This is a genomic window from Ottowia sp. VDI28 (assembly GCF_049532675.1).
In the GTDB taxonomy this organism is placed as follows: domain Bacteria; phylum Pseudomonadota; class Gammaproteobacteria; order Burkholderiales; family Burkholderiaceae_C; genus Ottowia.
Genome location: NZ_CP149820.1, coordinates 857,534 through 883,942 on the forward strand (window position 1 = coordinate 857,534; position 26,409 = coordinate 883,942).

A 26,409-nucleotide genomic window follows, 5' to 3' on the forward strand; every position below is an offset into this window, starting at 1 on the left:
CGGCTTACGACAGTTCCAGGGCCGGCGACTCGATGCCGCGCGCCTGGTCGATCTTCTCGGCCACCTTGAAAGCCGCTTCCAGTTCGGTGCAGCCGTACTGCTGCATGAGTTGGTAGCGCTCGGCCTTCTCCTCTGGTTCTGTCTGCGCGAGCGCGAGGTACAGGCTCGGTGGCACGGCGCGGAACAGCACTTCCATGCTCTTGGAGAGGATGACGCCTTCGGTGAATTTCCCCGCCTCTTTGCGGGCCGAAAGCATCAGCGCCTTCTGCGCGGGCGAGAGTTCGCGGAACCGCGCGATCTTCTCGACTTCATCGGGCGGCATGCTGAGACAGATCCACCACTCGATCATGTTGAGCATGGGCTCTGCAGCGCGTGGCAAGTCGTCGATATTCTGCGTTGCGAGCCAGAACCAGGCCCCCAACTTTCTCCACATTTTTGTAATTTTCACGACATAGGGCGCGAGCAGCGGGTTCTTCGTGATGATGTGCCCTTCGTCGGTGACGTTGATGATCGGGCGTCCCAGGTACTGATCGCGCTCGGCGATGTTGTTCACCGTGCTGATCAGGCTGATGTAGGCGATGGAGAGCTGGGCGTTGTAGCCCTCGCGGGCGTAGGTTGCGAGGTCCACCAGGGTGATGTCCGCCTCGGGCCACGGCGTGCCGTCACGGTCGAACATCTCGCCGTCCGTGCCTTGGCAGAACATGTCCATCGCGTCCGCCATCTCCAGCAGCCGCACACGCCGCATCTCGGGCAGCGTCGGGTCCTGGCCGCGGGTGCGCAGCGCGTTGCGCACATCGCGCGTGAGCACCGTGCGTTTCTCGGCCACGCAGTGCTCGGCGGCGTCGAGGATGCACTGGCGGACCAGCGAGCGGTCGGCCCGCGTCATCCGAGCTTCTTCCTTGTCCTCGCCGCCGGTGATCATCAGCCGCGCCGTGATCTCCAATTCGCCCAGCACGTCGCGCTGCTCGTCCGCCTCCATGGCCGAGGCATCCGGGGGAAGGTCCTCGTCCAGCGCGTCGGCATCGAGCGTCTGCACGTCGCTCGGCGTTTCGATCAGCCGGCGCGCATCGGCGAACGGTGCCAGGCTGATGCCCGAGCCAGGGGCCAGTTTGACCCGGTTCACGGTCAGGCCCAGCCGCTTGGCGAAATCGCTGAACAGGCCGAAACTGTTGCCGGCCTCCACGATGAACAGCCGCGGCCGATAGATGGCCGTGACCTGATTCAAGAGGTTGTTGAGCGTCGCGGACTTTCCCGAGCCCGTAGGGCCGAACAGAAACAGGTGGGCATTCATCTGCCGATCCAACCTGTTCAAGGGGTCAAACGTAATCGGGCCGCCACCGCGATTGAACATCGTGATGCCGGGGTGCCCCGTGCCTTGGGCGCGGCCCCACACCGGCGACACGTTCGCGATGTGCTGCGCGAACATCAGTTGGGTGTACCACCTACGCCGGTCCTGACCGGGGTTGTAGCAGCACGGCAGCCAGCGCAGGTAGCTGTTGAGCGGTGCCACCTCGTCGTCCTCGCGCACCGGCTGCAAGCCGGCGTTGAGCATGACGTTCGCCAGGTCCAGGCCGCGCCGGTCCAGCTCCGCTTCGTCGCGCCCGCGCAGGTAGAACGCCAGCGTCCCCCGGTAGAGCTTGTGTGCGCTGCCGATCAGGGAGCGGGCTTCCTGCACGTCCTTGAGCGTCTGCTCTGACGCCAGCGTCTCGCCCACGGCCTTCTTCGCCAGGTGGTTCAAGTCCGCTTCCAGGACATCCTGCGGCGTGGCGACCATCGTGAGACAAAGCAAGGTGTCTTCCGGCATCTGGTCGAACAGCGTGTTGATGGCATCCCCTTTGCGGGTCTCGCCGGTCAGGTGTCCGGTGCCGGGCGGCATGCGCAGCCGGTCGGTGATCAGCACGCGGTGCGGCATGCCATCGAAGTACCAGGTGCCACGCTCCACGTCGGAGCGTGGCTGGCCGAAGAACAACCGCTGGCTGAAATCCCGACCGCTCGCCAGTTCGATCTCGCCGTCCTCGGTCTCGTCGGGGTAGCGCGCCAGCGCGTAGAAGCGCTCCCGGTCCTCTGCACTCGGCCCGAGCATCGCGGGGCGCGGATTGAACCAGCGCAGCAGCCAGTCGTGGACGTCGGCTGCGACCATGCGCCGTGCCTGGATGCCTGCGTTCGCCAGCCCGCCGCACAGGCGGTCGCAGACGATGTTCAGCATCTGCTCGGGCGTCTGGCCGCGGCGGCTTGCCTGCCCGGTGGCACGGCGATAGATCACCATGCGCACCCGCCGCGTCTGGCCGCGCCAGCGCAGCCGCGTGACCACCGTGTCCTCGAACAGGCCGCCCGGCTTGGCGACCGCGCGCAGGTGGTGGCTGAAGAATCGAAGGTAGAACTCCGTGAATGCGGTGCCGCGGGCGCGCGGCTGCACGTAGTTGCGCAGGTTCTCCATGTACTGGTCGAAGCTGGGTTCGTCCTGGGCGTAGAGCTGGAGCACCCAGGGGTTCTCGTCCAGTTCATCGAAACTGTCTTGCAGCGCGTTTTCGAGCGCATCGCGGGCATGTGCCAGCCAGCCGGGTTCCCGCCCCTCGGTGCCTAGCGGCACCAACTCGTAGAAGGCCGCCACGGATTGCCCGTCTTCGAGCAGCATGGACTTCGACTGCGGCAAGAACTCCACCCAAGGCAGCAGTTCCGCGAACGACGGCGCGACGTCGTACAGCGCCTGCTCGTCGGCTACCGTCGCCGGCCTGCGGTCCTGGACCGCTGCGCCGGGTTCAGGGACGCCGGCCTGGCGCAAGGCCTCGACGTGGCGCTGACAGCCGTCCGGCTTCTCTTCGTCGCCGGTGCCGGATGCGGCCAGCTTCGGCCAGGGAAGTTTCCAGCGCATCAATAGTCCTCCAGCCGTTCACCGGGCATGGCGTACTGCACGCGCTGGTACAGCGGGAAGACCGTCGTGTAGCCCGGAACCGGCACGGGGTCCGTGCCCGCCAGGTGCGGGTACACGTACATGACGAGATCGGGGTTGGGCAGGCGCTGGAACTGGCGATAGACCTCGTTGCGCGCGGTGCGCGTGTAGCGCATCTGCTCGGCCGGTGCGGCCTGCACATCGGCGTCGGTCAGCGGCCGGCGCAGGCGCTGGCGCGCGTCGAGCAACTGCCGGCGGGCGACCTGGCCGGTGCCACTGCCGCCGCCGCCCGTTTCCTGCTGCCAGATGTCCATCATGGTGCGGTCGCTATGGGTCAGCAGCTCTTCCTTGCTGGTGGCGCAGCCGCCGAGCACGGCGACGGCCGCTGCCAGCGCGAGGCCTTTAATCGAGTTCGAGCGCATGGCTTTCTCCTGCACGGTGATCGACGCGCCGGCCTTCGGGGTCGTGATCGATGGCGAGCGGCTTTTCGAGGTGGACGGCGACCTTGGCGCCGGGCTGCACATAGACGGCGGCGAAGGCCTGGCCGTAGAGCTTGTTGACCCAGGCCGACATGTCCCGCACGCCGCCCGCGAGGATCTGGCCGACCGCTTCCTGGCCGCTGATCCCCACGGTGCCGATGGCGCCGTCCGAGCCGACGTAGGACATGCGGCCGCTGTCGCTCTCGATGAGCGAGGCGACGCCGGCACCGGCCGCCGTGATCAGGGCCTGCGAGCCGAGGTATTGCTGGGCGTTGCTGCGCCGCTCGCCGCTGACGCAGGGGATGCCGTGCGGATCGATGATCCAGCCCAGGCCGTCGCGTTGCTGGTTGTTCTGCTGGTTGCCTTCACGGTCTTCGGGGATGGTGCGGATCGTGCCGTCGTTGAAGACGAAGGTGATGCTGCGCACTTGGCCGCGCACGCACGAGAGCGTCCAGTCACCCGATGCGGTTCCGCTGAACACCGCACCGGCCACGTCGGGAATATCAATCCCGTTGGCCGTGAGGTTGTCCGGCCCGACCAACACTTTGAAGGGGTACGGATCGTTCACCGTCCCGTCGATCGGCACACGACCGATCAGCGCCGTCATCGCGACCGACCCCATCAGCGTCGAGTTGGTCGGCACGGTATAGACCGGCTTGGCCCTCTTGACGCCTGCCGCACGTGCGCCGGCGTTCGCCACGGTTTCCGCGGTGGTTTCCAGCGTGCTTTGCGCGGGGCCGAAGCTCGTCGGGAAGCTCATGCCGTTGCCCGTGCCACGACTGCCATTGCGGCCCTCGGCCTTCTTCGCGTCGTCCGGTTCGACCCATCGCATGCCGCCTTCCATGCCGGCCTCGTCGCCATCACGCAGCCCCAGGCCCACCGGCAGATCAGCATGGCCGCCGCCGCGCCCGCCGATGCTGTCCAGGCGCCGCTGCAGGTCGGCGAGCAGCCCCTCGGTCTGCTGGCGCGCGCTGGCCGCCTGTTCCTGGTCGCGGCGCAGGTTGGAGCGCTCGGATTCGAGGGCCGAATTGATGCGCTGGTCGATGGAGTTTTCGCGCTGGCGCAGCCGCTGGTTTTCCTCGCGCTGCGACTTGTTGTCGGTCAGCGCGGTCTGAAGCTCGGTGCGCAACTGCTTCACCTGGGCCACCAGGGTTGCAACGGTGTCGCGCGGGGTATCGCCTTCGATGCCCAACGCCTTCATTTCCTCGGGCGTAAGCTTGGAGCCGGCATCCGCGGCGGGCGGTGCCGACGTGCTTCCGCCGGAGAACAGCCGGATGGCAACGAACAGCACCAGCAAGGCGACCGGGATCATCAGCCACTTGAGCAAGCCGTTACTGCGCATGGCGGGCCTCCTTGCCGTCGTCGGCTTCCGCTTCCGGCTGCGGCAGATGCACGGCCGGGTCGAAGCGGTGGATCGCCGGCAGCAGCGATTGCGCGAGGCCGCGTCCGCGCGTCACCAGGTACAGGACGGTCGTGTCCTCGGGCGTCCCGCGGGGGCCGAGCGCTTCGTGCTGGAAGGTGGCGGTGAGGAAATCGCCTTGCAGCACGCGCGGGTCGAGCGTGACCCAGCCGCTGCTGCTGTTGGTCAGGCGCACGGCGGTGACCCACTGGTCTTCCAGACGCCATGACGCAAGCGCGACCGCGCGCACGGGCAGCGTCGGCATCAGCGTGCCCAGGTCGAGGTCGCGGCGCAGGTTCACCCGCATGACGCCGGGCAGCGGCTCCACGGTGCGCAGGGGCGCGTAGAGGTTCTGCGCGGCGAAGCGCGTCAGGACGACCGAAACCGGCGTCTCGCGCCGCGCTGCCCGCGTACCTGTCTCATCCTGGGCGCGTGCTGGGGCCTCATTGGCACCGCCTGCCTGATCACCATAGCGTGCCGGGGTGCTGCTGCCCTCGACGATGCGCACCGGCTCCAGCTCGGCTTCGCCGTCCTTGGGCGGCTCGGCCGCGATGTCGAGCAGGATCAGCGCGCCCGTGTCGGCGTCCTGCAATTGCAGCCGCGTGGGCTCGATCGGCTCGCTGGCGCGCAGGTACACCGCACCACCCGCGCTCTGCACGCGCAGGCGTTCGCCCACGCCCGCAGGCACGCCCACGCGGACGTTCCGATCGATGAACACGATGCGCTCCTGGCCGACCTTCAGCGGCACCGCCAGCGGCATGCGCTCCCAGCGCAGAATCTCCACAGCATGGGAGACGGGTGCCGCGGCCGCGGCCAGCAGCCCCAGCAGCACGAGTACAGGATGCTTCATGGGGTGTTTCCTCCTTGGGGCGCTTGCGGAGACAGGCCGTCAGGCGCCGGGCGCGTCGGCTCCGGGGCGCTGATGCGCTGGGGCGCACCGTCGTAGCAGTCCAGCGCCAGGCCGAACGGATTGCGGGCGGGATCGACGTCCACCCGCGTGACTTTCACCGGGTAGCGCACGAGCGCGCGCTTGACCTGCTCGGCGCCGTAGTACTCGTCGGCGGTGATGTCGAGCGTCACCACCCAGTCGCGGTCGGAAACCACGCGCACGCGCGCCGTGGGGTCGTCGCCGTAGCCGCGGCCGGGGATTTCATAAATCCCGCGCACGCGCTGGCGCAGTTCGCCCGTGCTGCGGCGGTAGTCGTAGTCCGCGCGCAGGAAGGCTTGGCAGGACGGGGTGAGGTACGGCGAGAGCGTGTGGAGGTTGCGCGCGTAGTCCTCTTCGCCGTTCGTCGGCCAGCGGTTGAGGGTCTGGAACACGTAGAACGTGAACGCATAGACCGATTCGGGCGGCACTTCCCACCACTTCCGGGTACTGCCGGAGCGCAGGTCGGGCGGGACGTGGATGGTCAGGTCGCGCGGCGCGCTCCACCAGCCACCGCCCATGACCAGGGCGACGATGACCAGCGCGCCAGCGCCCAGGCGAAGCGTCTTGATGTGCGCCTGCAGGTGGATGATCTCGTTCTTGAAGCGGCTCATCGTGCCCCCCTTGCAACGGACCTTCGGGTGGACCAGAAGCCGGAGCGCGAGATCAGCACGTGCCCGCCTACCCAGCCCGCCATCAGCGGATGGCGCGTGGCGATGCGCCATTGCAGTTGCCGGTACAGCCAGGTGTCGGGACGCCCGCGCTTGAGCCGGCGCAGGATGCCGCCGCCGATGAAGACGCCCAGGGCCACGCCCAGGACGACGAACGTCGGCGCGATGGCGATCGTGCGGAACACCCAGGACAGCGGCGCACCGACCAGCAGGCCGGCGGCGCCGGACAGGCCGCAGCAGATCCACAGTTCGTCGGCGGTGAGGCCGCGCACGACCACGGGGTGGCGGTTGAGCCGATGCGGAAGGAACGTGACCGTCCCGTCCGCACGGATGTGCTGCTGGTCGGACATACCGGCCTCGCCTTACAGGATGCCGGTGGCTTCGGTGAGCAGCCAGATGCCGATCACCAGCAGCACGGCACCGATCGCGACGGTGAGGCCGAACTGGCCCCAGGTCTTGCGGCCGGTGTGGATTTCCGCGTAGGTCCCGTAGGCGTGGTAGCAGACGCCGATGAACATCGACGCCACGACCAGGAGGGCCACGAGCATGATGATGTCGTAGCCGTAGTTCCTGATCGTTTCCATGATGCCGTTGCCGGTGCCGCGGGTTGGGTTCTCCAACTGCGGCAAGCCTTGCGCGAACGACAGCGCGGGCAGCGCGGCGGCGCCCAGTGCCACAGCGGCGCGCTGGGCAAGACGGGAATGGAGGATGCGGTTTTGCATGGTCATGCCTTTCAGGTCAGGAGAGGAGGAAGAAGCTCAGGACGAGGTACATCGCGACGAAGCGGATGCAGACGCCGAGGAACTGGCGCTGGTTGAGGCGGCTCTCGGACCACCCCACGTAGGCCGTTCGGATGGCCCAGACGCCCCAGACGAGCAGGACCGCGAACACGGCGCCGACCAGGACGGTCGCCATCGCCGACGGCGCGATGCCGCTGTTGGCTTGAAATGCCGAGACCTGGGCACCGTTCATTGCTTGCCCTCCGCAGCCGTCGTCGGCGATGGCGGAGCGGACCGCTCGGTGCGGTAGTCGCCGGCCAGTTCGGAGGGATCGCGCGGCTGGGCACGCGACGGTGTGAGATGGGCTTGGATGCCGGCGCGCACGCGCGCCAGGTCAGCCAGCAGCCGCGGGTAATCGAAGTGGTAGCGCTCGCCCGGCTGGACGGGGGCATGCGCGGCGCTGTCGGCGACGGTGCGCTCCAAGGCGTCGAGCTGGCGCAGCGCGGCGACCAGCTCCTGGCGCTGTGCGGGGGACTCGGCCAACGCCATCGGGGACTGACCCAGCAGCAGGGCCGTCACGAGAAAAATGGGCACGCCGCGATGCGCGGCGCGCTGCCAGATCGGAGCCAACATCGCGCCATTCCTGTGTGATCAGCAATGGCTTGATCGTGGGCAGCGAGGGGCTTTTAGGCCGCAAACAATAGGAACTCGCGCATGCCCGGATTGATGGCCTAGAGGTACTTCTTGAAGCTGCCTGCGGTCAGGCTCACGGCCAGTCCCAGCAAGGCGGCGCTGGGCAGCAGGATCAGCAGTGGATGCACCGAGATCGGCAAGGCCAGGTACGTGACCCACGGCAGCACGGCCAGCGGCATCAGGCTCGCCTTCGCGCGGTGGTAGATGAAGCCGGATTCCCGGCCTGCGCCGAACCGGCGCACGTCCCGGCGCACAAGACCGTCGATCAGGCCGACGAACGCCGCGGTGAAGATCAGCGGCAACGTGAGCACCAGAGCCAGCAGGCGCACCAGGAACGTGAGCGTGGTGAAGGCCGCGGCAATCAGGTAGTTCTCGGCCCAGACATAGACCTGGCTGATGTAGTAGCGGAAGTTGCGCGTCTGCCCGTGGCTGGGTGCGCGGGCGCGCTCGGCGGTCTGGCTCATGCGCTCCAGCAGCCCGGAGCGAACGAATACCCATTCGTAGCCGGTATCCACCAGTTCGTGCGCGGTGCGCCCCGGCTCCTGCACGACGACGCTACGCGTGAAGTGGCTGGACAGGTGCCCCAGTTCGTACTGCAACATCTGCTGCGAGTGCCGCCAGCCCTGGTCCTTCCAGAACAGGTGCATGCCTACGCACTCCACGACGATCGAGAACAGCAGCGAGCCGATCAGCACCCCGAGCAGCCGGAACGGCAAGGTGATGGTGCCGACGATCAGGCCCTGGCGCTGGTTCTGCTCCCGTTGTGCAGTCGAGGCGGCGTCCTTCATGGCGAGGCCTTGTTGCCGGTGTCCTCGTCGGTGGCAATGGCCACCGCGGGAGGTTCGGCCGCAGCGGCGTCATCCAGCAGGTCGTCGGGCAGGCCCGTGTCCTGCAAGGCGGGGGAACTGGTGAACTCCCACCACTGCGTCGCTTCGCTGTAGCTCTGGCGCATGTACCCGGCCAGTTGCTGCAAGTCTGCCGGCATCACTTCGTCCGGGTCCGGCGCCGGCAGCGGCATGCGCACTTTCCAAAGCTGGCCGCCCTGCAGCAACGCGAAGCACTGGCCTTTCGGCAGGCCGACGACGTGAGACGGCTCGATCATCGGCACGCTGGACATGCTGATGCGGTCCTGAGTGTTCGACGTGAAATCCGTCGCCCCGCGAATGTCCGAGCTGTCGGTCGCGCCGCTGACGATGGTGGTCGTATAGACCTCGACCTTCGGCAATTGCCGGGTCAGCAGTTCGGCGGTCGCGGTCTCGCGCACGCGCAGCATGAACAGGTTGTTGAAATTTCCGATCACCTGACCGGCCTTGGCGCGGTTGCCGATGCGGGCCTCGATGTCCGAGAGGGTCTGCGTGTACGCAGTGACTTGCAGGCCGGCACCGCCGCCCTTGTTGATCAGCGGGATGAACTCGTCTCCCATCAACTCGTTGAACTCGTCGGCGTGGACATTGATCGGCACGCGCGCACTGGCCGATGCCGACATCGAAGTGTTTGGCAGGCCATCGTCGATCCCATGCTTGTAGATATGCCCGGCGACCGACACGAGATCGCTGAAAATCGAGTTGCCGACCGCTGCGGCGACCTCGGCGTCGGAGAGCGCATCCAGGCCCACATAGACGATGGCCCTCTTACGGATGATCTGCATCCAGTCGAAGATCGGGCGCGGGTCGGCCAGGTCGGAGTAGTTCGGAGCCAGGAGCTGGGCGATCTTGCCGCTGGTGAGCTTCTCCAGCAGCGGCAGCAGCGATGCGACGATCTTGTCGAAGTACGTCTTGTCGTAGCGAACCGCCGTGCGCAGGCCATCCAGCACCGGGTCGTAGTTGCGCGCCTGCGAGAGGTACTGCTCCAGCGCCACCACGCGCTTCTCGCGCCCGATCATGTTGCGCGGGATGTTCTTCTCGTTGATCTTGGCCTCGATCTGGACGATCACCTCCCAGGCCTTGGGCTCGGTCTTGGCGAAGTAATGCTGGGCGTACTCGATGAACAGCGCGTCGATGTTGATGACGTGCCGCTGGATCAGCATGTAGTCCGGGCGCTGCCCCAGCTCCACCAACGCGCGCGCAATGATGTTGACGAAGCGCCAGGCGAACTCGCGGAACGCCGCGCTGTTGCCTTCGCCGGAAAGCTGCCCCGCGACGCGGGTGGCCACCTCGCTGATGCGCCCAAAGCGGCCCACGGCGTTGTAGCGCGCGGAAATGTCCGGCCAGCCCAAATGAAAGACGTAAAACTCGCCTTCGCGGCCCGCGCGCTTGGCCTCTACGTACATCCGCTTCAGGAGATCGGCATCGCCCTTGGGGTCGATCACGATCACCACCTCGTGCTCGCCCGCAGCGTTCACGCGCCGGATGTCCTGGGTCACGAACAGTTCGGCCAGCCGGGTCTTGCCGACGCGCGTGGTGCCCAGCACCAGCGAGTGGCCGACGCGCTCGCCGAGTGGCAGGCTGACGTCCACCTCCTCGGGTTCGATACCGTGCAGGCGCGGTAGGCCGCCCACAGGCGGAAGCGGCCGCACTGGGTTGAGCGGCACATCCCAGCTCGTGAGCCGGGCCAGGCTGGACAGCGGGAACGGCGCGAACTCCAGCCGTTCCTCCAGCCTTCGCGCCAGCCGGTATGCGGGTGTCGGCTCGACGTAGCGGCGGAATTCAGGCCGGTACGTCTGCATCAATCTATGGGTGTGCTTCTGCTCCCACAGGAAGCCGCGCCCCACGAATAGGCGCTGCTGGCTGACCGGCACGTCCTTGCTGGTCATCACGTACCGAGGCAAGCGGCGGATGTTGCGCCGGTAGCGCAGGATGACGCGGGCATCGCGGTAGCGGATGGTGCCGTAGGCGCCGAACGCCAGCGCGCTGCCGACGCCCATGGACGGGCTCAGCGCGAGCGACCATGGGGCCACCAGGGACAGAAACGCGGCGCCCGCGCATGCGGCAACGGTGTATAGCTCCACCGCTGGGCGAAGCAGTACCTCGACCGGCTGTTTCCCCGACATGGCTTCATTGCTCGATGCCGGTGGCCGTGATCAGCGCCGGGTAGTGCCGCAGGCCCAGACGCTCGGCCAAGTCGTCGCCGGACACAGGCGCGAGCGGCACACCGGGCACCAGGGCCCGCAGCCTCGCCAGGCCCTGCATGGTCTCGACGTTGACCACCAGGCCGACCGCGCCGCGCTCGCGCAGCGCTGCCGCCTGGCGGCGCAGCCAAGCCCGGGATGCCTCGTCGTCGCCGACGACCACGAAAGGCCGCAGGCCCGGTGCCTCGATGACCCGCCGCGCGACGGTGCCGGGCGTGAGCTTGGCGCTGCGCACGGGCAGCATCGCGGCCTCGTCCGCCGGCGTGGCGGGAACCTGGGGTGTCGGGATCGGCGGCCGGGCCGGCGCGTTGGTGCGCGGCTGGAGGTTCAGGGCTTCGTAGTACGGCAGCGCCGACGCGCCGCCGCGATCTTCGACCACGATCAGCGGCTCGCCGGCGAGCGAGGCCAGCGGCAGACCTGCCAGCAGTACGAGCAGGCCCCGCAAGGCCAGATGGGATGTCGTCATGGGGATGTCTCCTGGCGCGCGGCGAGGACCGCGGCGGTTGGGCGCGCGCCCTGCACGCGGGCAAGGTGGCGGGATACGCTGCGCCGGTAGCGGGCGGCAGGCTCGCCCCCGGCAGGACGGTGGTAGCGGCCGATCGCCAGCAACCAGTCTTCGCCCGGGGTGTGCTGCTCGCGCAGGATCTCGGCGGCGATGGCAAGATTCCGGTATGGGTCGAGCAGGTCGCAGGCGCTGGCGTAGCGCTGCTGGTGGTAGCCGAGGTTGATCTGGCCCAGGCCCGCGTCGATGCGTGTGTGTGGCGTGGAGCGCATCGCCCGCTGCAAGCCGGCGCAGGCGTCGGCGCGGGTTGCGTAGCGGCGCGATTGGCCAGCGACGTTGAGGGACCACGGCCACGGGACGATGCGCCCATTACGGCGGATGCCGCTCTCCTGCAAGGCCACGGCGTAGAGCACCGTCGAAGGGATGCCTGCGCGCTGCGCGGCGAGCTGGTAGGCCGGTGGCGGAACCTCCTGGGCCTGGGCGGCGCAGGCGCACAGGCCAACGGCGAGCACCAGTGCGCGCAGGGATGCGGCTACGGCTGGCGCTGCCATTGGCCGTTCACCTCGCGCACGACCGCGGGCAAGTCGCCGGGCAGGCCCAGCGACAGCCAGCGGCCGCCGTCGTGGTTGAGCGTGATGGTGCCGCGGCGCACGCGCGCCGGATCGACGTTCGCGCGTTTGGCCCAGTCGCGGATGCGCGCATCGTCCTGGCGGCTGCCGACCATGTACAGGTCGAACTCGGTCCCCGAGGATTGCAGGCGCTGTACGAGCTGTCCGCAGGCCTCGCAGCCGTCCTTGACGAACACCGCCGTGCGGCCGGAGCCGCGCGTGGCTCCCGCGACCGGCTTGTCGTCGGGCATGTTCACCCGCTGCATGCCGGGGTTCAGACGCTGCCAGGCCTCGTCGTAAGCCCTCTGGTAGGCGAGCAGCTTCTCCACGCGGCGCGCTTCGACCTGCACCTGCAGCTCGGCGTAGCGGCGCCGTTCTTCATCGGTGCGCGCCTCGATGCCCAGGGCCGACAACGGGTCCAGGTTGGGCGAGTAAATTCCCAGCGGCCCGTCCATCAGTTCGCGGTAGCGCGTCCACTCCTGCGGTTGCAGGCCCCAGTCGCTCGCCACCCGGTCGTCCAGAACGCGAGCGGCCAGCGGGCGCTCCTGGCTCTGCGCATTGCGGGCGGGAGCCGTGGCGGGCTGCTGCCCCCACGCGGGCCCCTGGGTGGACGCCAGCAGGAGCGCGGAAAGGATGATCGATGGCTTCATGCGATCTGCTCCGGTCAGGGAATCGCCACGCGGCGGGTCTGGTCGCCGGCCTGGAACACCGCGGTGTTGCCTTCGATGACCTGCAAGCGCCACGGGCCGACGGCATCGCCGGGTAGCAGCACCTGAAGCTGGTCGGGCGTGAAGTCGCCACTGCTCGGCGCGACGGACACGCTGCGCTCGCCGGCGCGCAGTTCGGCACCGACGATGCGGAACGGGAGCGGCGGGGGTTCAGACTTGGCGGCTGACTTGCTCGGTGCGCGCGGCTGGGCGGGTACTGCGGCGCGTGCGGCGGTCTGGCGCGCCTTGACCTGCTCGACTTCGGCGCGCAGTGCCTGAAGATCGTCGGCAGCGGCATAGGCGCTCAGCGATTTCTCGACCTGGGCCGCGCGTGCTTCCAGGATTTGGTGGGTGTCTTTGAGGTCTGCCGCCGTGGCGACAGCCGGACGCTGCTGGATGGCCTCGATGTTCTCGGCCAGGCCTGTCGCCTGCGCTTCGAGGCGTTGCAGGCGGGAATCGAGGCGCTCCTGGTCGGTCTGGTCGTTCATCGCCTGGTAGCCGAGGGCGACGAGGACACTCAGGCCGATCAGCCAGAGCCACATCAGGCTCTGCACCACCACGGCGGCCGTTGAACGATGGGCGGGCTGCGGGGCGTTCATGGCTGGCCTCCCGATGCCGCGGGCGCCAGCGGGAACGTCTGCACCACCTCGGCGGCGGGCGGCGCGGGTACGTTGTCGGCGGTCATGCTGTCGCCGGGCCGCTCGAAGCAGACTTGCCGCGCGCGGTCATCCGCGTGCAGTTCCCAGGCCGGACCAGCCAGGGTGAGCAGCGCATCGCGCAGGGTCATGGGACCGAGGTGCAGGTGCACCGCCGGCAGTGGCAGTGCGTACAGCTCGATCACGGCGTGCGCCGTCTGGCACAGGCCGTAGCCGCTGCGCTTGAGCACATGCCGTAGCCCGTCGCCGACCGTGGCGCGGGCATCCTCGGGCATCGACACGTCGATGGTCTGCAACAGCAGGTCGCGCTGCGCTGCCGTCGGTGCCAGTTCCACGAGGGTGTAGCGGCCGTAGCGCACGACGGGGATGTACTCGGGCGCCTCGGGTACGGGCGCGGCCGAGACTTCCTCGATGGTGTCGGGCGCGACCGGCGCGCTCGTCGTCGCGCAACCGCCAGCCAGCACCGACCAAACCAGGCCGAGAAAACCCGCCAGCAGGCGGCGTTCGGGATGGTGAAACCAGGGGGGAGAGGGGCACATGGCGCGTCGTCCTGAAACATCGAGCCCTCACCATCGCCGCTCGGGCCACGAGCGGCAGCAAACAATGCGAACCAGGCAGCGCCCGATTTCCCGGCAGCCTCGCTCCAAAGAAAAAGGCCCCCGAAGGGGCCAGTGAAAACGCATCGGGCTTCGCTCGATCAATCCCGAGCCAGCTTCAGGCCGGAATCAACCTGTGCCAGTTGGGTATGCGCCCAGCAGCGGACGAGTTGGCCGTTCTCGCCAACGGGGTGATCGTCGACGGCTTCGGAAGCCTCGTCGGTATCGCCTTCGTCGTAGCAGATCACCTTGATGCTGCCGGCGTCGCAGCACACCGAATGGACGAGGCCGTCGGTCATGTCGATGACGACGACCTGGGGAACCAGATCCAGCGAGCGGGCCGCTGCCGAGATGGCACGGTGTTCGGCGGGATCGAAGCAGAGGAACGGCTGTTCGTATCCACTTTTTGCAGCCAATGCCTGGGCTTTGTCGTAGTGGGCGCCGATGTGGTACTCGGCATCCGTGACGGTGACGGTGAAGATGGGCATGTCCGTCATGCCCGAAGCGTTGCGGCACGCGACCGCGATGCGCAGGATTTTCATTCGATAGCTCCTTGCCCCGTAGCCGGGGCGGCAGTGAAGATAGGAAAAGAAGCCGGCGACCGCATGGGTCGGCGGTCGGTGTGCCCCGATCAGCTGCGGTAGCAGCCTGGAGAAGTGGAACTCGGGTCCCGGCTCTCTTGGTCCGGCGCCAAGTTGAAATGAGAGATCAGATCGCCTATCGGCAACTGCTGGCTAGAGATCTCGATGTCGGTGTGCTTGAGATACGCCGCGAACCAGAAATGCCTGTCCGAGACGTTGAGCGTGTCGGCTTCCGTGCGAACGAAACGGTCGTCGTCGTCGTCCGAGTCCGTCTGATCGGAGTCTTCCTCGTCGTCATGCGACAAGTACTGCGCGCGGTAGTCGAACTTCTCGACCTTGTAGAGACCATGGGCCTTAACTACCGCTGAGAGGCGAAGAATCTCGCGTGCGGTGGATACGTCGATCGAGAATTCTGCGACGGCCGGTAGAACGGCGTATTCGTCGCTGGAGGACACTTCGGTACGAAACAGCTTGTCGTCTTGCATGATGATTTCTCCTTGGCAGGATGAGTGATGAGGTAGGGATGCGACAGAAAGAAGGGCGGCTCCCGAAGGAGCCGCCGGCATGGAGGAGCTAGGCGGCGACCAGTTGCCTGGCCAGCGCGACTTCGACGGAATCCCCGTCTTGGTTCAGGACGTCGAGTCCCGACTCGGGCACGTCTCCCGACGTGCTCTGCGATACCATGATCTTCTTGGCCATCAGTTCCAGGCAGGTCATTTGCGAGGTGGCTGCATAGCCAAGGTAGATCACGCGTACCGACTGTTTCTGCCCGATGCGCCACGAGCGGCGCGCCGCCTGCTGAAGCGAATACACGTTGTAGCCCGACTGCATGAACACGATCGTCGGAAACTCCAACAGGTCCAGCCCCGTCTTGACCAGCTCGGGATTGGTGATGAGTACGTCGATGCCGCGGTCCAGCTGCTCGGCGATCCAGTCCTCGCGGCGGCTGGCGTCCACGCTCGCGCGCAGCACGGCCACCCGAAAACCTTCTTGCTCCAGCAATACCTTCAAGCGCGACGTGGTGTCGCGCGTGCCGGTATAGACCGTGTAGGCCAGAACCTTGCGGCCCTGTGCCTTCTCTTCCTTGCAGATGTCGATCAGCTCGCGCTCTTTCGGCGTCACCTCGAACTCGTTGAACTGAGCCGGGACGAACGCCAAGGTGTTGCGCGTGCGCGGATGCACCACGGTCTCCGACCGGAAGCAGCAGTCCGGCCAGGCCAGCAGCACGTTGAGCACCACACCCAGCAGCGTCGTATCGCGTCGCGCCAGAGCCTGTTTCAGCTCCGCGGTCAGCCGACCCGCCAGGTCGCGGTAGGCCGCGGCTTGCGCCGTGTCCATTGCGACTTCACGGAACTCCTCGTCATACGGCGGCAGGACGTTGCCGCCGATGTCCTTGAGCTTGAGGAAGATCGTGAACGGCAGGATGCACCGCAAGACCCCCTTCGGCCCGAAGCCGGGAGCCTTGACCGTGCGCACCGATACCTTGGTGCCCCTGGCCGTCTTGTGCGCCGGGCCGGTGCTTTCGGAGTAGATGTCCTTGAGGACCCCGTGGTCCCTCATGAACGCCATGGCCGCCGAGGTCATGCTGCCGCTCGTGGTCGGGCGGTAGCCGTCTTCGATCATCCGCCCAGGCAGGGCTCGGAACAGCAGGTAGAACAGGTCGTCCCCGTAGCCGCCCATCAGCGTGCCTGTCAGCAGCAAGGTCTTGCGAGCCTTCGCCGCCAGCACGCCCATGGCCTGGCCCTGGGCACTGCCACCGTTCTTGTACTCGTGCGCCTCGTCCGCGATGCACAAGTCGAACGTGCCTTGCGGCAGATAGCGCTTGATGAACTCGGACGGCTGGTAGCCGCCTTCGCCAAAGCCGAACTCCATGTTCGCCATCGCTCTTTCCATGCGATGCGCCTGGCGGTCAGAGAAGACCAGCTCGCCGTTGCCATCCATCAAGTTGATGAACTCGTGGATGTTGTCGCCGAGCATCGACGCCAGGAACCCGTCGCCGAACTTCTGCATCAGCTTCTGCGCGGTGACTTCCCCGATCGTCGGGATGCGCTTCAAGGCTTTCAGCACGGCCGAGGACTGGTCGCTGCCGGACAGACTGCGCGGGCGGATCAGTGTCCACAGGGGGCGGCGCAATGGCTGCACTTCCTGCGGTATTCCTCGGCTTGGAGCGCGACCGGGTTGACCGGCTCGCCGTCGAGGTCGGTGATGACCGTGCCGCAGTCCGGGCACGCCGCCACGTTGCCGTGACGGGTACGCCGCTGGGTGAAGACAGGCTTCCAGTGGAACCCCATCCGCATCCTGACCCGGCCCAGGACAAAGAACTCCTGGCCCGTGGGCTGGACATTCAACTGCTCGCGCAGCTTGATGAGCTTGACGAGCGTGTCCGGCCCGTTGAGCACCCATACCTTGGCGCCTGCCACCGTCTCCTGGATCTCGCGCCGCCACTTGTAAACAAGGTGCGGCGGCGAAAGAACCAGGGTGCGGCGGTAGCCTTCGGCGTTGAGCACAGCGGCCGTGGCGATGCCGACGGTCGTCTTGCCGCAGCCCATTTCGCCATTGACGATCGCGGCGCGTTCGCCACGATCGATCAGCAGCTCGGCGGCGGCGTGGACGACTTCGGCCTGGGCCGGGAACAGCTTGCGCTTGAGGCTGGCGACGACGAGTTGCCGGTGCGCCTGCGGCTGGCCGTTATAGACCGGCGGATTCGCGCTGTTGAGGGCGTCGAGCAGTTCGTCGCCGAACTCACCGACGAAATCCTGAAGACTCAGGGCCAGAGGGGAAGAGTTCGCGTCGAGCAGTTCGCCCTGAACGGACGTGGCATCGGTGGCGGTGGTTTCGAGATCGAGGGACATGGTGATGCTCCAAATAAAATGGGGCTTGCACCACCCCCAGCGGGGCGATGGCATGCCCCGTGGTGGGAAAAGAGACGGCGAACCGTCAGCAGTGGAGAAACGATCAGCGAATGGTCAGCACCTCGCCCCGTGTAGCCGAGCCAGGTGTCATGTCCCACGCGCGGATGACAGGCACGAACTTGTCGGTGAGGATGCGGGTCTCGGCGATGGAGCCGTCTTCGCGTTCGGTGAATTCCCGCTGGAGCGTCTTGTCCTTGTGGGTGTCACCTTTGACGACGAGCATGCGCCCGGTCTTGGAGCGCACAACCCCCGAGATCGCACCCGCGGCCAGGGCCAGGGCGAGATGCCAGTGGGACAAGGCACGTGCCGGCGGACGCGGCGACTGCGGCGCGGCCCCCAGGTGCGTGTCCTGCGACGGCCAGAGGCCTTGGAGCCGACCAACCTCATCGGCGAACTGCTCCGGCTCCATCGTCACGCGGAAGAAATGCTCCGGCTCGGCCGGACTGGCGGGGACGATGTACGGCAGGAACGGCCATTGGCTCGGCAGTTCCTCGGCTTCGACTTCGCCGAGCCCGACCTGCAGCAGCAGATTGCGCACGGCCTTGAGACCATCGGGTGCCAGCTCGCGCTGACGTACCCTGCGGCCGAAGATCACCACCTGCTTGAACTGCGTTTCCACCGCTCGGTAGATCCGCAGATCCGTGTAGTGGCGTGTCAGCCAGCCGACCAGCTCCGCGTCGAGCACGTAGCCGGGGACGATGAAGACCAGCACACCGCCGTACTGCAACAGCGACAGGCTGCGCTGATAGAACAGCTTCTCGAAGCGGGCACGGCCCTGGCCCTGATAGCCGATGTTGCCGTTGACGTCCTTGGACAGGTCGCCATATGGCGGGTTGAGCCAGAGCAGTCCGAAGGACTGCTTGGAGATCATCGTATCCATCAGATCCGCGTGCAGGCAGTGATCGACCAGGCCGCGGGCATGGCGTGCCCGTTCCGCGTCGAACTCGACGGCGAACGCCTTGGCCTGCTCGCGCCCGAGGGCATGAGCGGCTTCGGTGATCGCCACGCCTTCGCCGGCGCAGGGATCGAGGAGGCACATCGGGCCATCGCTGGGCATGAGTGCGTTGAGGGCTCTTTCGAGCGTGGGTTCGTCGGTCGGGTAATACCCGTTCTTGGCGAAATTGCGGGCGAGCCGCGGGAACATGAGGGCCATGGAAGTCTCCTGGTTGGCGGGATGAAGGGCGAAAGCACGCAAGGCGTGCTTTCGCGGGTGGGTCAAGCCGCTACCGCTTCCGGCGTCCAAATCTTGGCCGGATAGGGATAGGCGGTGAGCACGTCACTGCGGATCAGGGAGCCCAGCGCCAAGGTCAGCGCCGGCACGTCGATGGCGAGCCGATGGCCTTCCAGTGGCCCGAGGGCGAACGGAAGACGGGCCAGCATCTCGCGGGTCTGTAGCAGCTCCAGCACGGTTTCGCGCCAGTGGTCGAGCAGCGGCAGTGGGCAGGTGTCCCGTACCAGCATCCACAGGCGGTCAAGCCGGTGGGCGCTGCCCTTGGGCAGCAATGCCAGTGCGCTGGCGTTGGCCTTGTCGGGCTTGACGCAGCGGCGGTCGAACAGCCACACGTTGGACAGCGAACCGAACAGCGTTCGCCGGTAGGCGCGGGTCATACGCTTTTCCAGGCGATCGACGTTGCTGACGAACACCGGGACGCTGCCGCCCTGGTCGGTGATGACGTGGAACTGGTCCAGGCCCTGTTCGTCGCGCCCGAGGGTCAGACGAGCGAGGAACTGCTGGACGGCGGTGTCGCGCGCCCAGATCGACAGGAAGATCAGATTGCCCTGGTCATCGCCGACGCAAGCGTCGGTCATCACGTCGGAGCATTCGTCGATGCGATACAGCGTGGTGGAAGAAGTGTTTGCGGGCATGGTGGTGTCCTCGGATGAACGGGAACAGCACCGCCCGCTGGGGCAAGTACTGCCCCAGGGGGTGGAAGAAAACCGCTCAGTCCGGCTCGAACTGCCGGGTGTGCGGATTGAAGTGAAGCGCCTCATCTACCGAAGTGATTGGCGTGAAGCCCTCCAGGTAGATGTTGTTGAGGTACTGGTCGCGGTAGGTCAGTGCCTGCCGCGCCTGTTCCTCGGTGAGGCCGTTGCTGATGAAGTACTCCAGCATTTCCTCGTCGGACGAAACTTCGTCGTTGGACAAACTCCCTTCAACGAGCTTCAGCAGCGAGGGCGGAAGCGCGGCCAGGATCGGGTCCATGTCGGTTCCTCCTGGCTCAGGCCATCAGCGCTGCGGTGGGTGCCGCAGGTGCCGTGGGTGTGCGCCGCTGCGCGTGGTAGGCGCGAACGCCTGTACGCCAATCGGCGGACTGCTCCGGTGCGAGATCCAGATAGGACAGCGGGCACGAGTAGTAGTACGGGTGCATGGACTCGTCCAGCGGCTTGTAGCCCCACTGGCCGCCGCTGCGTTCGAGCAGATCGCAACGGATGTAGCGCAGGGATTGACCCGGCGCCAGATGACGATGCACGCCTTCGACCTTGGCCGTCACTTCCGCGACGGACCACAGGACGTTGCCGCGCAGCGCGTGGGCGATGACCTTGACGCTGGCGCGCTCGGTCTCTTGCGGTGCGATCAGTTCCGCGATCAGTTCAGACCGCGATTGGGGGAGAAATACCAGCCCATGAAAGGCCTCCTGAGGAATCGAGCCGGAGGCCTCCCCGTGGGGGAGAGCCCCCAGCGGGTGATGGAATGCCGCGCGTGCGGCGATGGAGTCCGGTGCGGACTAGGAACCGCAACCGGCTGGGCAGTAGCCCAGTTCGATGCAGCCGTTTGCAGCGTTCCACTCCTGCGTTTCCTGCCGTTCGGCAGGTGTTGCGTAGTCCCATTCCTGGGTCGCGATTTCCAGGGCCTGAGCCCGCTGGCTTTCCGGCAACCGACTGGCTTGCGCGTCGATCTCCGAACTGAAAAGCGTGACCCAGTGATCCCAGGACAGGCCGCAACCACGCTGGGCGTGCTCGGCGGCCGTCTTGCAGACAGCGCGCCACGCGGGTTCGTCCAGCGTGGAATGAGGTGCATCGCAAGCGATGGTGGACATGATGGAGACCTCCAGAAGAAAGCCGGAGCCTCCCCCGCATGGGGAAGGAACCCCGGCGGGTGGATGAAGAACACCGCGGATGCGGCGTTTGCGATCACGCAGGTTCCAGTGCGGCCTGACGGTTCCACTCCTGCGTCTGGTACTGGTGCTTGTAGCCCAGTTCGCCCAGCCGGGCAACCTGCGCGCGCAAGGTGCGCCGGTCAATGGTCGAATCCAGTCTGACGGACTCGCCCAGCGGCCACAGGATGCCGAACAGTGCGGCGTCACCATCTTCGGCGCTGCCGGTGGCAGCAGCCGCAGCGGGCGTCGGCGCATCTACGCCGAAGGGCGTGGTATCGACCAATGGCGCGGATGCCTGCACGGGCGCCTGCTTGGCGGGTTTGGACGTTCTGGCGGGCTTGGCCGGCGTTGCTGCCGGTTGGGGCCCCAGTTCTTCATCGAGTGGATCGACTTCCTGGGTGGCGAAGCTGCGGGCCTCGTCACGGCTCAGTTTTTCGATGCCGTTGAGCGTCATGCCATCGAGGTTGGCGCGGACTTCAAACCGCGCGCCGCCCGCGACCGGATAGGACTTCGCGAAGATGTAGCGGATGACAAATTCCCCGTCGTACTTGCCTTCGGGGTACTGCTCCAGCTCCGCGTCCTTGACGGCGAACTCGCCGATGGGGGTGGTCAGGCGACCGACCGTGAACGGGCCGTTCTTGCCGCGGATGGTCCGCAATGTGAGCTGGCCCGGGACGACGATGGGCAGGACTGATCTCGCAGGTGCCGATGTGGCTGCCATGATGGTTCTCCTTGGGAAATAGGAAAAAGGCAAGGCCCCGTGAGGGGCCATGCCGGATCAGAACGAAGCAGCCAATGCCGGCTCCTGCTCCTCGACTTCACCTGCGGGCTCGCGCTCGGCGGGCTCGACGGGCTGGTCGGCAGCGGTGTCGGCGGCAACCTCGGCTTCGGGCGCGGGTGCGTCCTCGGCTTGCCGCGCCTCGGCTTGCGCCTGGCTCGTCGGATAAACCTGGGTGCCGTCGATCTTGATCAGACCGATGTGGACGAGCGTCGATTCGAGGCTTGCTCCCGGTTCCCCGGCGCGCTCGCCCTTGGTGCGGATGTACGGATCGATCTTCATGTCGTTCAGACGGAAGGCGATCAGCACCTTGCGGTCCCCTTCGATGGCCTGCACGCACCGGCGAACCAGGTGCTCGGCTTCAGGGGTGGCGACGATGGTGTCGAAGTACCGATATTCCGGTTCACCGACAGGTCCGGCCAGCGCCGCGACGCAGCACGACAGGAACGGATCGCCATCCTTGGGGGAGACGTCCTTCGGACGGCTGAGGTAGCCGATGCCGCGGGTGATCAGCTCGTGCTGCTTGATCGAGGCCAGTTCGGCCCGGTCAAGCGGCTCGGCCTTGAGCAGCCGTGCCTTGAGCGTCGCGCCGGCCTCGCCCTTGTGCTCACCCTTGTCGCGGATGTACGCATCGCCCCAGAGGTCTCCGAGGCGGAAGCGCACCAGCGGGCGCTGCTTGGGATCGTCAACGCCGATGTAGCGCTCGACCAGCTTCTTGGCATCCGCACCGGACACCTTGACGTCGAAGTAGCGGTAGCCGGGGTCCTTGGCAGAACCGACCAGCGCGGCGATGGTGCATGCCAGGAAGGGCTGCGCACGGCGGCCGCCCCGGACGGGAACCTCGCGGACGCGCTGGATGTAGCCGATGCCCGAGGTGTGGAGGTCGAAATACGATTTCTCGTTGGACGTGGTGTTCATGGTGAATCTCCATAGGGATGAAGCGGAGACACACCGGCCCACGCATGCGGGGAAAGGTGCGTAACCCCGCGGTGGGTTGATAAGGCGAAAGCATCCGCCACCAGAGACTGGTGGCCGCTCGCGGATGGATGCGGTGCGAGCTGGCTCGGTCACGCAGTGGGAACTGCGCGGCAACCTCGAAGACCGATGGTTGCCTGGCATGTCGCTGACAACGTCAGCAGGCATGGGGTCAGCATGGCCGGGCCTCGCGCGCGCGGCAGCAATCAATCGGCATCCGGGTGTTTCCCTTTGTCCGCGCCGCCTGGCGCCTGCCACAGGCACTTGCGGCCGCGCAGGTGGTCGGGGGTGCCGGCTCGGGGACGGCTGGGGCGGTTCCAGGCGCCGCCGTCGCGCATACCGAGCAGCAGCCAACCGGCGGCGCGCAGGCTGGCACCGCCTTCCTCGGGCAAGGTGTAGGTGATCAGCCGCGTGTAGCCCAGGGCCTTGGCCGCCTTCCACGCCGCGCCGTAGAGCTTGCTGCAGGCGTTCGACTCGCCATCAGTGCAAAGCCTGGTGACTTCGAGTGTCCAGCCGTCGTCCAGGTGGCGGGCAACCGGCCGGCCGACGATGGCCACACCGCAGATGGCATCGTTGCCGGACAGCGCAACGGCCAAGGCGAACTTCGCGCCCTGAACTGGCCGGTGGTGGCGGTGGTGCTCCTGCACGAAGGCATTGGCACGGCGCAAGGACACCGGAAGTAGTCGCAGCGATGGGGAGGGCGATTGCCCGTCCATGGCCGTCAATCGCCGCTGAAGCAGGCGATCGATTCCTCGGCGGCGTCGAACAGATCGCCCTGGTCGGCGGCGAAGCGTGCCAGGTCGGCGTAGCTGGGGCCGTCGGCGCGGAACCGAGCACCGCTGGGTTTGCTCGCCAGGTTCAGCGATTCCATGCGAATCCACCACACGGCGGCCTCGGGCCGAGCCTTGATGAGGGCCAGGCGTTGCCCGCGCGGTTTGAGGAAACACAGGTCGCAGTTGCCTTCGAGCGTGCGCCCGTTCACCGTCAGCAGGTCGAGGTCGAACGCTTGCGCCTGCCAGAAGGCGCCTACGTCGCGCACGGTGACGCCGGCATCCGCCAGCGGCATGCACATGGTCTCGTGGGTCGATTCGGTGGAATGGCCGCGCGCGCGAATCTTGGCGACGCGGCGCTGCTCGTCGGCGCGGATGCCAATCATCTGGTCCCAGTCCGTCCACCCCAGATGCCGCAGGTAGCGGTGCATCGGGCGGATCTTGAGGCTGGTCGTGCAGCCGCGCGCGACGGGATTGGGCAGGTACTGGCGCTTGCGGATCAGCGCCTCGAACGGCTCGCCCTGGCGGCTGGCCCGATCGAAGTCCACCAGCGTGAAGCCTGGCTCCCTGGGCAGGTATTCCAGCCAGCGTATCGGCACCTGCCAGTGCGCGGCGCAGTTGCGCACAAAGCGCAGGGTCGCTTCCACCTCCTTGCCGGTGTTGGCGAAGCAGACCACGGTGTCGGCAGGCAGGCCCCCATTGGCCTGCAACACGCGCCAGAGCATGTAGGCGCTGGTGCGTCCGCCCGAGAAGCTGATGCAGGTCGGTTGGGTGATCTTGAACGGGTGGTGCATGCGGTCGTCTCCGTGGGTAGGTCGGCGGGCGGGCCGACGCGGCGGGCCATGGCGGCCGGAGACGAGCACGCACGCGGCGAAGGCCGCAGTGCGGAAAAAGGAAGCCCCCATGAAGGGGGCCGTGAGGGGACGGGAGTAGCCGCGCTACGCCGATGGCACCACCTCCAGCGACAGGTGCGTCGTGGTGGCAGACAGCATCAGGTCGTCCGTGCCGTGCAGGATGCGTGCGAAGACGCCTTCCTTCGGGTCGAAGAACTCGCCGAAGTCGTCGCCACCCAGCTCGGTGCGCGCCAGCTCCCACCAGTCGTCAAACGGGTCGGTATCCGGGTTGCAGCCGACGGCATAGGCCAGCAGCTTCACGCGGCCATCGGGACGGCGTTCTCCCTGCTCGGCGAGGAAGTACACGCCCTGGTCCTTGGCGAGGACGACGCGGCATTGGTTGGCAACGGCCTCGGCCAGCACGGGGCGCAGGTCGGAGCCTTTGAATCGAAGTGACATGGTTCATCTCCTGAAAAAAGGCCCTCCACCCGAACGGATGAAAGGCCTATGGGGCAAGTCGCCGGTAGGCTGCGGAGTCAGCCGTTTGCCTCGCACGTCATGCCGCAACCGCCTGGCGGCGCCGGGGAGCCTTGGCGTCGATCACGCTCACGTCGATCAGGCGCCAGCGCCCGTCGTCGATGAGCCGATCCAGCACTTCACCGAGCATGTCGAAATACACCTCGTCGTGCCGATCGATCAGCTCGCCGTCGCGGCGCAGCTCGACCACGTAGGTGTCGCCGCCGCGATCGTAGAGGATCGTCACCTGGCCCTCGAACTTCGCGGTCGAAACCGAGAAGCTGATCGCTGGGGGTGTCTCGATGATCTTGGACGGCTTCGGATCGACCCAGGTGAAGTCGCGGGCACCCGCATCGACCAGCATGTGGGTGATGCGCCGGAACCCGTCGGGAGCCGGCATTTCCTCCAACTGCTGGATGAGCTGCCCCAGTTCCATGCACTGCGGCTTGGGGATGGGCAGCTTGGCAGGCGCGGAGCCGAGGACGTGCCTGGTGATGGTGTAGGGAACACCGTCCGCGGTCTTCTCGGTGATCACTTCCGGGGTGTCCGCACGCAGGCCGTCGAAGCGGCGGCGGGCATACGGTTGGACATGCACCTTGGCACCTTCGCTGGGAACGGTGGTCACCAGGTGGGGATCGAGCACCGCGAACTCGCTGGGCTTGAGCTTGACGACGATGGCGTCGTCGTTGGCCGCGACCACCTTGCCGTCGAAGGGCTTGGGATCGATAGCGAAACCCAGCGCCGAGGACTGCGGCTGATCATCGAACACGCGGTACTTGAACGACCGCACGTTGCGGGGCACATGGCCTGCGACGAGCGAAGGCATCAAGGATTTGATGAGGGAACGGTCCATGGGAATCTCCTTGGAAGAACAAGGGACTCCCCATCCACAAGGGAGAGGTCCCTTGTGGGTGGATGGACGCGGGGCGTCCGCAGGAAGAAACGACCAGCACGGTTTCCCGTGCTTGCAGCCTCGAAGGTCTTGACTGCCTGGGCATGTGTCGGCGACGCCGACGAACATGGCGGCAAGGATGGCCCTGGATCTGCTGGTCCGCTCGCGGGAAACGGCATTGCCTCGCGCCCGCATTCCTGCGCAGGGAAAGAAAATTGGGCACCGTACCCGACACTGAGTGTGCGCCGGAGGCAAGAAGTGTCAGGATCTAGCGATGGCTGGCCTTGGAACTGGGCGCGAGCACTGCGAGGACCGCAAATCCGCGCGATCAGCGGTCAGTCGGAGCGTCAGTCTGTTTGCGTGGGACGCTCTGGTCGCGCATTCATCGACAAGGGCCTGGCGCCATACCCCATCATCACCAACAGCCCTATCACGAGAAAACCTACGCCGGCCAAGATGCCCAGCAGTCCCGGCCAAACCCCAAAGTAGCGCCGGAAATCGAGAAACAAGAGGATGGTCTCCGGCGAGACGACCGCCGGTAGTGGCTCGAAGCCAATGAAGTCGCGCGCACCGAATGCCGCGACGACAGCTCCGAGCAGCACCATGAAGCAACCGACGTATCGTCGGCCCACCTCGTGCTCGTCGTCCTTGGCATTCATGGCGGTGATTGTGCGCCTACTTCGCCATAACGTGAAGGCGCCGCTTGCCGTCCAGCGGCTTCTGCCCCGCAAAGAGCCAAGAAAAAGCCCCTCGAAAGGGGCTGGTTGGGTCAGGCTTCGTACACGAAGTAGTGCTCGCGCTGACGCGGGAAGAACACATGCTTCCACGTGTCGCCGCTGGTGTTGCCACCGTCGAAGACGACCATCTCGTAGTCGTCAATGTCGGTGTCCACCAAGTCGGCGCCGGCGATATGGCGCATGTGCAGCGTGCCGTGCGTGCGCTCGAATACCAGGATCTGGCCGATGGCGTCGTCCTGGCTCATGGCGTTGACGCAGGCTCCGAGCTGGTGCTCGAAGTCCGGTGCGCGCGAAATGAGGTTGGGGAACATGAGGTTGCTCCTATGAAAATGGACCAGCCCGACTCCTGGAGGGGAGACGGGCTGGCATGACAGGACAAAGAGGAAGACTGGCGTGTCGCGCGGC

Annotated in this window: 30 protein-coding genes and 2 pseudogenes; all 32 read right to left on the bottom strand. The window is 66.7% G+C overall.

Annotated elements, in window-relative coordinates:
• Positions 1-4 precede the first annotated feature (4 nt).
• The 32 genes and pseudogenes from WJU18_RS03955 to WJU18_RS04110 all read right to left on the bottom strand — a co-directional run bounded on the left by WJU18_RS03955 (position 5) and on the right by WJU18_RS04110 (position 26,315).
• Positions 5-2,872, bottom strand: a complete 2,868-nt coding sequence (locus WJU18_RS03955) for a conjugative transfer ATPase (RefSeq protein WP_377561328.1) — start codon at positions 2,870-2,872, stop codon at positions 5-7.
• Positions 2,872-3,312 carry a TIGR03751 family conjugal transfer lipoprotein gene (locus tag WJU18_RS03960; protein WP_180550127.1) on the bottom strand — a complete coding sequence of 147 codons (441 nt, stop codon included), beginning with the start codon at positions 3,310-3,312 and terminating at the stop codon, positions 2,872-2,874. Before WJU18_RS03960 ends, WJU18_RS03955 begins: the two co-directional genes overlap by 1 nt.
• A complete protein-coding gene (locus WJU18_RS03965; protein WP_180550126.1) occupies positions 3,293-4,711 on the bottom strand; it encodes a TIGR03752 family integrating conjugative element protein in 1,419 nt (472 codons plus the stop codon). The genes WJU18_RS03960 and WJU18_RS03965 overlap by 20 nt, the downstream gene beginning before the upstream one ends.
• Positions 4,701-5,618, bottom strand: a complete 918-nt coding sequence (locus WJU18_RS03970) for a TIGR03749 family integrating conjugative element protein (RefSeq protein WP_180550125.1) — start codon at positions 5,616-5,618, stop codon at positions 4,701-4,703. The genes WJU18_RS03965 and WJU18_RS03970 overlap by 11 nt, the downstream gene beginning before the upstream one ends.
• Complete coding sequence (locus tag WJU18_RS03975) at positions 5,615-6,307, bottom strand: PFL_4703 family integrating conjugative element protein (RefSeq protein WP_180550124.1); 693 nt, start codon at positions 6,305-6,307, stop codon at positions 5,615-5,617. The genes WJU18_RS03970 and WJU18_RS03975 overlap by 4 nt, the downstream gene beginning before the upstream one ends.
• Complete coding sequence (locus tag WJU18_RS03980) at positions 6,304-6,714, bottom strand: TIGR03750 family conjugal transfer protein (protein ID WP_377561329.1); 411 nt, start codon at positions 6,712-6,714, stop codon at positions 6,304-6,306. The genes WJU18_RS03975 and WJU18_RS03980 overlap by 4 nt, the downstream gene beginning before the upstream one ends.
• Positions 6,715-6,726: 12 nt before the next feature.
• Positions 6,727-7,086, bottom strand: a complete 360-nt coding sequence (locus tag WJU18_RS03985; RefSeq protein WP_023095489.1) for a TIGR03745 family integrating conjugative element membrane protein — start codon at positions 7,084-7,086, stop codon at positions 6,727-6,729.
• 16 nt (positions 7,087-7,102) lie between these two features.
• A complete protein-coding gene (locus tag WJU18_RS03990; protein ID WP_003821106.1) occupies positions 7,103-7,336 on the bottom strand; it encodes a TIGR03758 family integrating conjugative element protein in 234 nt (77 codons plus the stop codon).
• Positions 7,333-7,716 carry an RAQPRD family integrative conjugative element protein gene (locus WJU18_RS03995; protein ID WP_377561330.1) on the bottom strand — a complete coding sequence of 128 codons (384 nt, stop codon included), beginning with the start codon at positions 7,714-7,716 and terminating at the stop codon, positions 7,333-7,335. The genes WJU18_RS03990 and WJU18_RS03995 overlap by 4 nt, the downstream gene beginning before the upstream one ends.
• Before the next feature lie 98 nt (positions 7,717-7,814).
• Positions 7,815-8,564 (bottom strand): TIGR03747 family integrating conjugative element membrane protein, encoded by a 750-nt coding sequence (locus WJU18_RS04000; protein WP_180550123.1) that lies wholly within the window; start codon positions 8,562-8,564, stop codon positions 7,815-7,817.
• Positions 8,561-10,765, bottom strand: a complete 2,205-nt coding sequence (gene traD, locus WJU18_RS04005; protein WP_423458861.1) for a type IV conjugative transfer system coupling protein TraD — start codon at positions 10,763-10,765, stop codon at positions 8,561-8,563. The genes WJU18_RS04000 and traD overlap by 4 nt, the downstream gene beginning before the upstream one ends.
• Positions 10,766-10,769: 4 nt before the next feature.
• A complete protein-coding gene (locus WJU18_RS04010) occupies positions 10,770-11,309 on the bottom strand; it encodes an integrating conjugative element protein (RefSeq protein ID WP_423458862.1) in 540 nt (179 codons plus the stop codon).
• Positions 11,306-11,896, bottom strand: a complete 591-nt coding sequence (locus WJU18_RS04015) for a transglycosylase SLT domain-containing protein (protein ID WP_423458863.1) — start codon at positions 11,894-11,896, stop codon at positions 11,306-11,308. Before WJU18_RS04015 ends, WJU18_RS04010 begins: the two co-directional genes overlap by 4 nt.
• Positions 11,878-12,603 carry a TIGR03759 family integrating conjugative element protein gene (locus tag WJU18_RS04020; RefSeq protein WP_423458864.1) on the bottom strand — a complete coding sequence of 242 codons (726 nt, stop codon included), beginning with the start codon at positions 12,601-12,603 and terminating at the stop codon, positions 11,878-11,880. Before WJU18_RS04020 ends, WJU18_RS04015 begins: the two co-directional genes overlap by 19 nt.
• 14 nt (positions 12,604-12,617) lie before the next feature.
• Positions 12,618-13,259, bottom strand: a complete 642-nt coding sequence (locus WJU18_RS04025; RefSeq protein WP_377561332.1) for a hypothetical protein — start codon at positions 13,257-13,259, stop codon at positions 12,618-12,620.
• Entirely contained in the window at positions 13,256-13,855 is a 600-nt protein-coding gene (locus WJU18_RS04030) for a PilL N-terminal domain-containing protein (protein ID WP_423458865.1), read from the bottom strand. Before WJU18_RS04030 ends, WJU18_RS04025 begins: the two co-directional genes overlap by 4 nt.
• Before the next feature lie 158 nt (positions 13,856-14,013).
• Positions 14,014-14,454, bottom strand: a complete 441-nt coding sequence (locus tag WJU18_RS04035) for a hypothetical protein (protein ID WP_423458866.1) — start codon at positions 14,452-14,454, stop codon at positions 14,014-14,016.
• Between the two features lie 89 nt (positions 14,455-14,543).
• The gene (locus WJU18_RS04040; protein ID WP_423458867.1) at positions 14,544-14,978 is read right to left on the bottom strand and encodes a hypothetical protein; all 435 of its coding nucleotides are present in this window, start codon (positions 14,976-14,978) and stop codon (positions 14,544-14,546) included.
• 88 nt (positions 14,979-15,066) lie between these two features.
• Positions 15,067-17,345, bottom strand: a pseudogene (locus WJU18_RS04045) (helicase-related protein).
• A gap of 103 nt (positions 17,346-17,448) precedes the next feature.
• Positions 17,449-18,600, bottom strand: coding sequence for a DUF6094 domain-containing protein (locus WJU18_RS04050; protein ID WP_423460930.1), 1,152 nt, complete (start codon positions 18,598-18,600; stop codon positions 17,449-17,451).
• 20 nt (positions 18,601-18,620) lie between these two features.
• Positions 18,621-19,271: a hypothetical protein gene (locus WJU18_RS04055; protein WP_423458868.1), complete on the bottom strand. Its 651-nt coding sequence runs from the start codon at positions 19,269-19,271 to the stop codon at positions 18,621-18,623.
• Between the two features lie 76 nt (positions 19,272-19,347).
• On the bottom strand, positions 19,348-19,608 hold the full coding sequence (locus WJU18_RS04060) for a hypothetical protein (protein WP_011347578.1): 261 nt from the start codon (positions 19,606-19,608) through the stop codon (positions 19,348-19,350).
• 16 nt (positions 19,609-19,624) lie between these two features.
• Positions 19,625-20,031, bottom strand: a pseudogene (locus tag WJU18_RS04065) (hypothetical protein).
• 100 nt (positions 20,032-20,131) lie between these two features.
• Complete coding sequence (locus WJU18_RS04070) at positions 20,132-20,443, bottom strand: hypothetical protein (protein ID WP_423458869.1); 312 nt, start codon at positions 20,441-20,443, stop codon at positions 20,132-20,134.
• Positions 20,444-20,537: 94 nt separating this feature from the next.
• The gene (locus WJU18_RS04075) at positions 20,538-21,224 is read right to left on the bottom strand and encodes a DUF3275 family protein (protein ID WP_423458870.1); all 687 of its coding nucleotides are present in this window, start codon (positions 21,222-21,224) and stop codon (positions 20,538-20,540) included.
• A 57-nt stretch (positions 21,225-21,281) separates the two neighbouring features.
• Entirely contained in the window at positions 21,282-22,199 is a 918-nt protein-coding gene (locus tag WJU18_RS04080; RefSeq protein WP_423458871.1) for a DUF3577 domain-containing protein, read from the bottom strand.
• Positions 22,200-22,462: 263 nt separating this feature from the next.
• The gene (locus tag WJU18_RS04085) at positions 22,463-22,972 is read right to left on the bottom strand and encodes an XF1762 family protein (RefSeq protein WP_423458872.1); all 510 of its coding nucleotides are present in this window, start codon (positions 22,970-22,972) and stop codon (positions 22,463-22,465) included.
• A 5-nt stretch (positions 22,973-22,977) separates the two neighbouring features.
• Complete coding sequence (locus WJU18_RS04090) at positions 22,978-23,820, bottom strand: phosphoadenosine phosphosulfate reductase family protein (RefSeq protein ID WP_423458873.1); 843 nt, start codon at positions 23,818-23,820, stop codon at positions 22,978-22,980.
• Between the two features lie 144 nt (positions 23,821-23,964).
• A complete protein-coding gene (locus WJU18_RS04095; RefSeq protein WP_423458874.1) occupies positions 23,965-24,318 on the bottom strand; it encodes a DUF3085 domain-containing protein in 354 nt (117 codons plus the stop codon).
• A gap of 97 nt (positions 24,319-24,415) precedes the next feature.
• Complete coding sequence (locus WJU18_RS04100) at positions 24,416-25,228, bottom strand: GTPase (RefSeq protein ID WP_423458875.1); 813 nt, start codon at positions 25,226-25,228, stop codon at positions 24,416-24,418.
• Positions 25,229-25,614: 386 nt separating this feature from the next.
• Positions 25,615-25,926: a hypothetical protein gene (locus WJU18_RS04105; RefSeq protein ID WP_423458876.1), complete on the bottom strand. Its 312-nt coding sequence runs from the start codon at positions 25,924-25,926 to the stop codon at positions 25,615-25,617.
• Positions 25,927-26,036: 110 nt separating this feature from the next.
• Positions 26,037-26,315: a uridylate kinase gene (locus WJU18_RS04110; RefSeq protein WP_423458877.1), complete on the bottom strand. Its 279-nt coding sequence runs from the start codon at positions 26,313-26,315 to the stop codon at positions 26,037-26,039.
• Positions 26,316-26,409 lie beyond the last annotated feature (94 nt).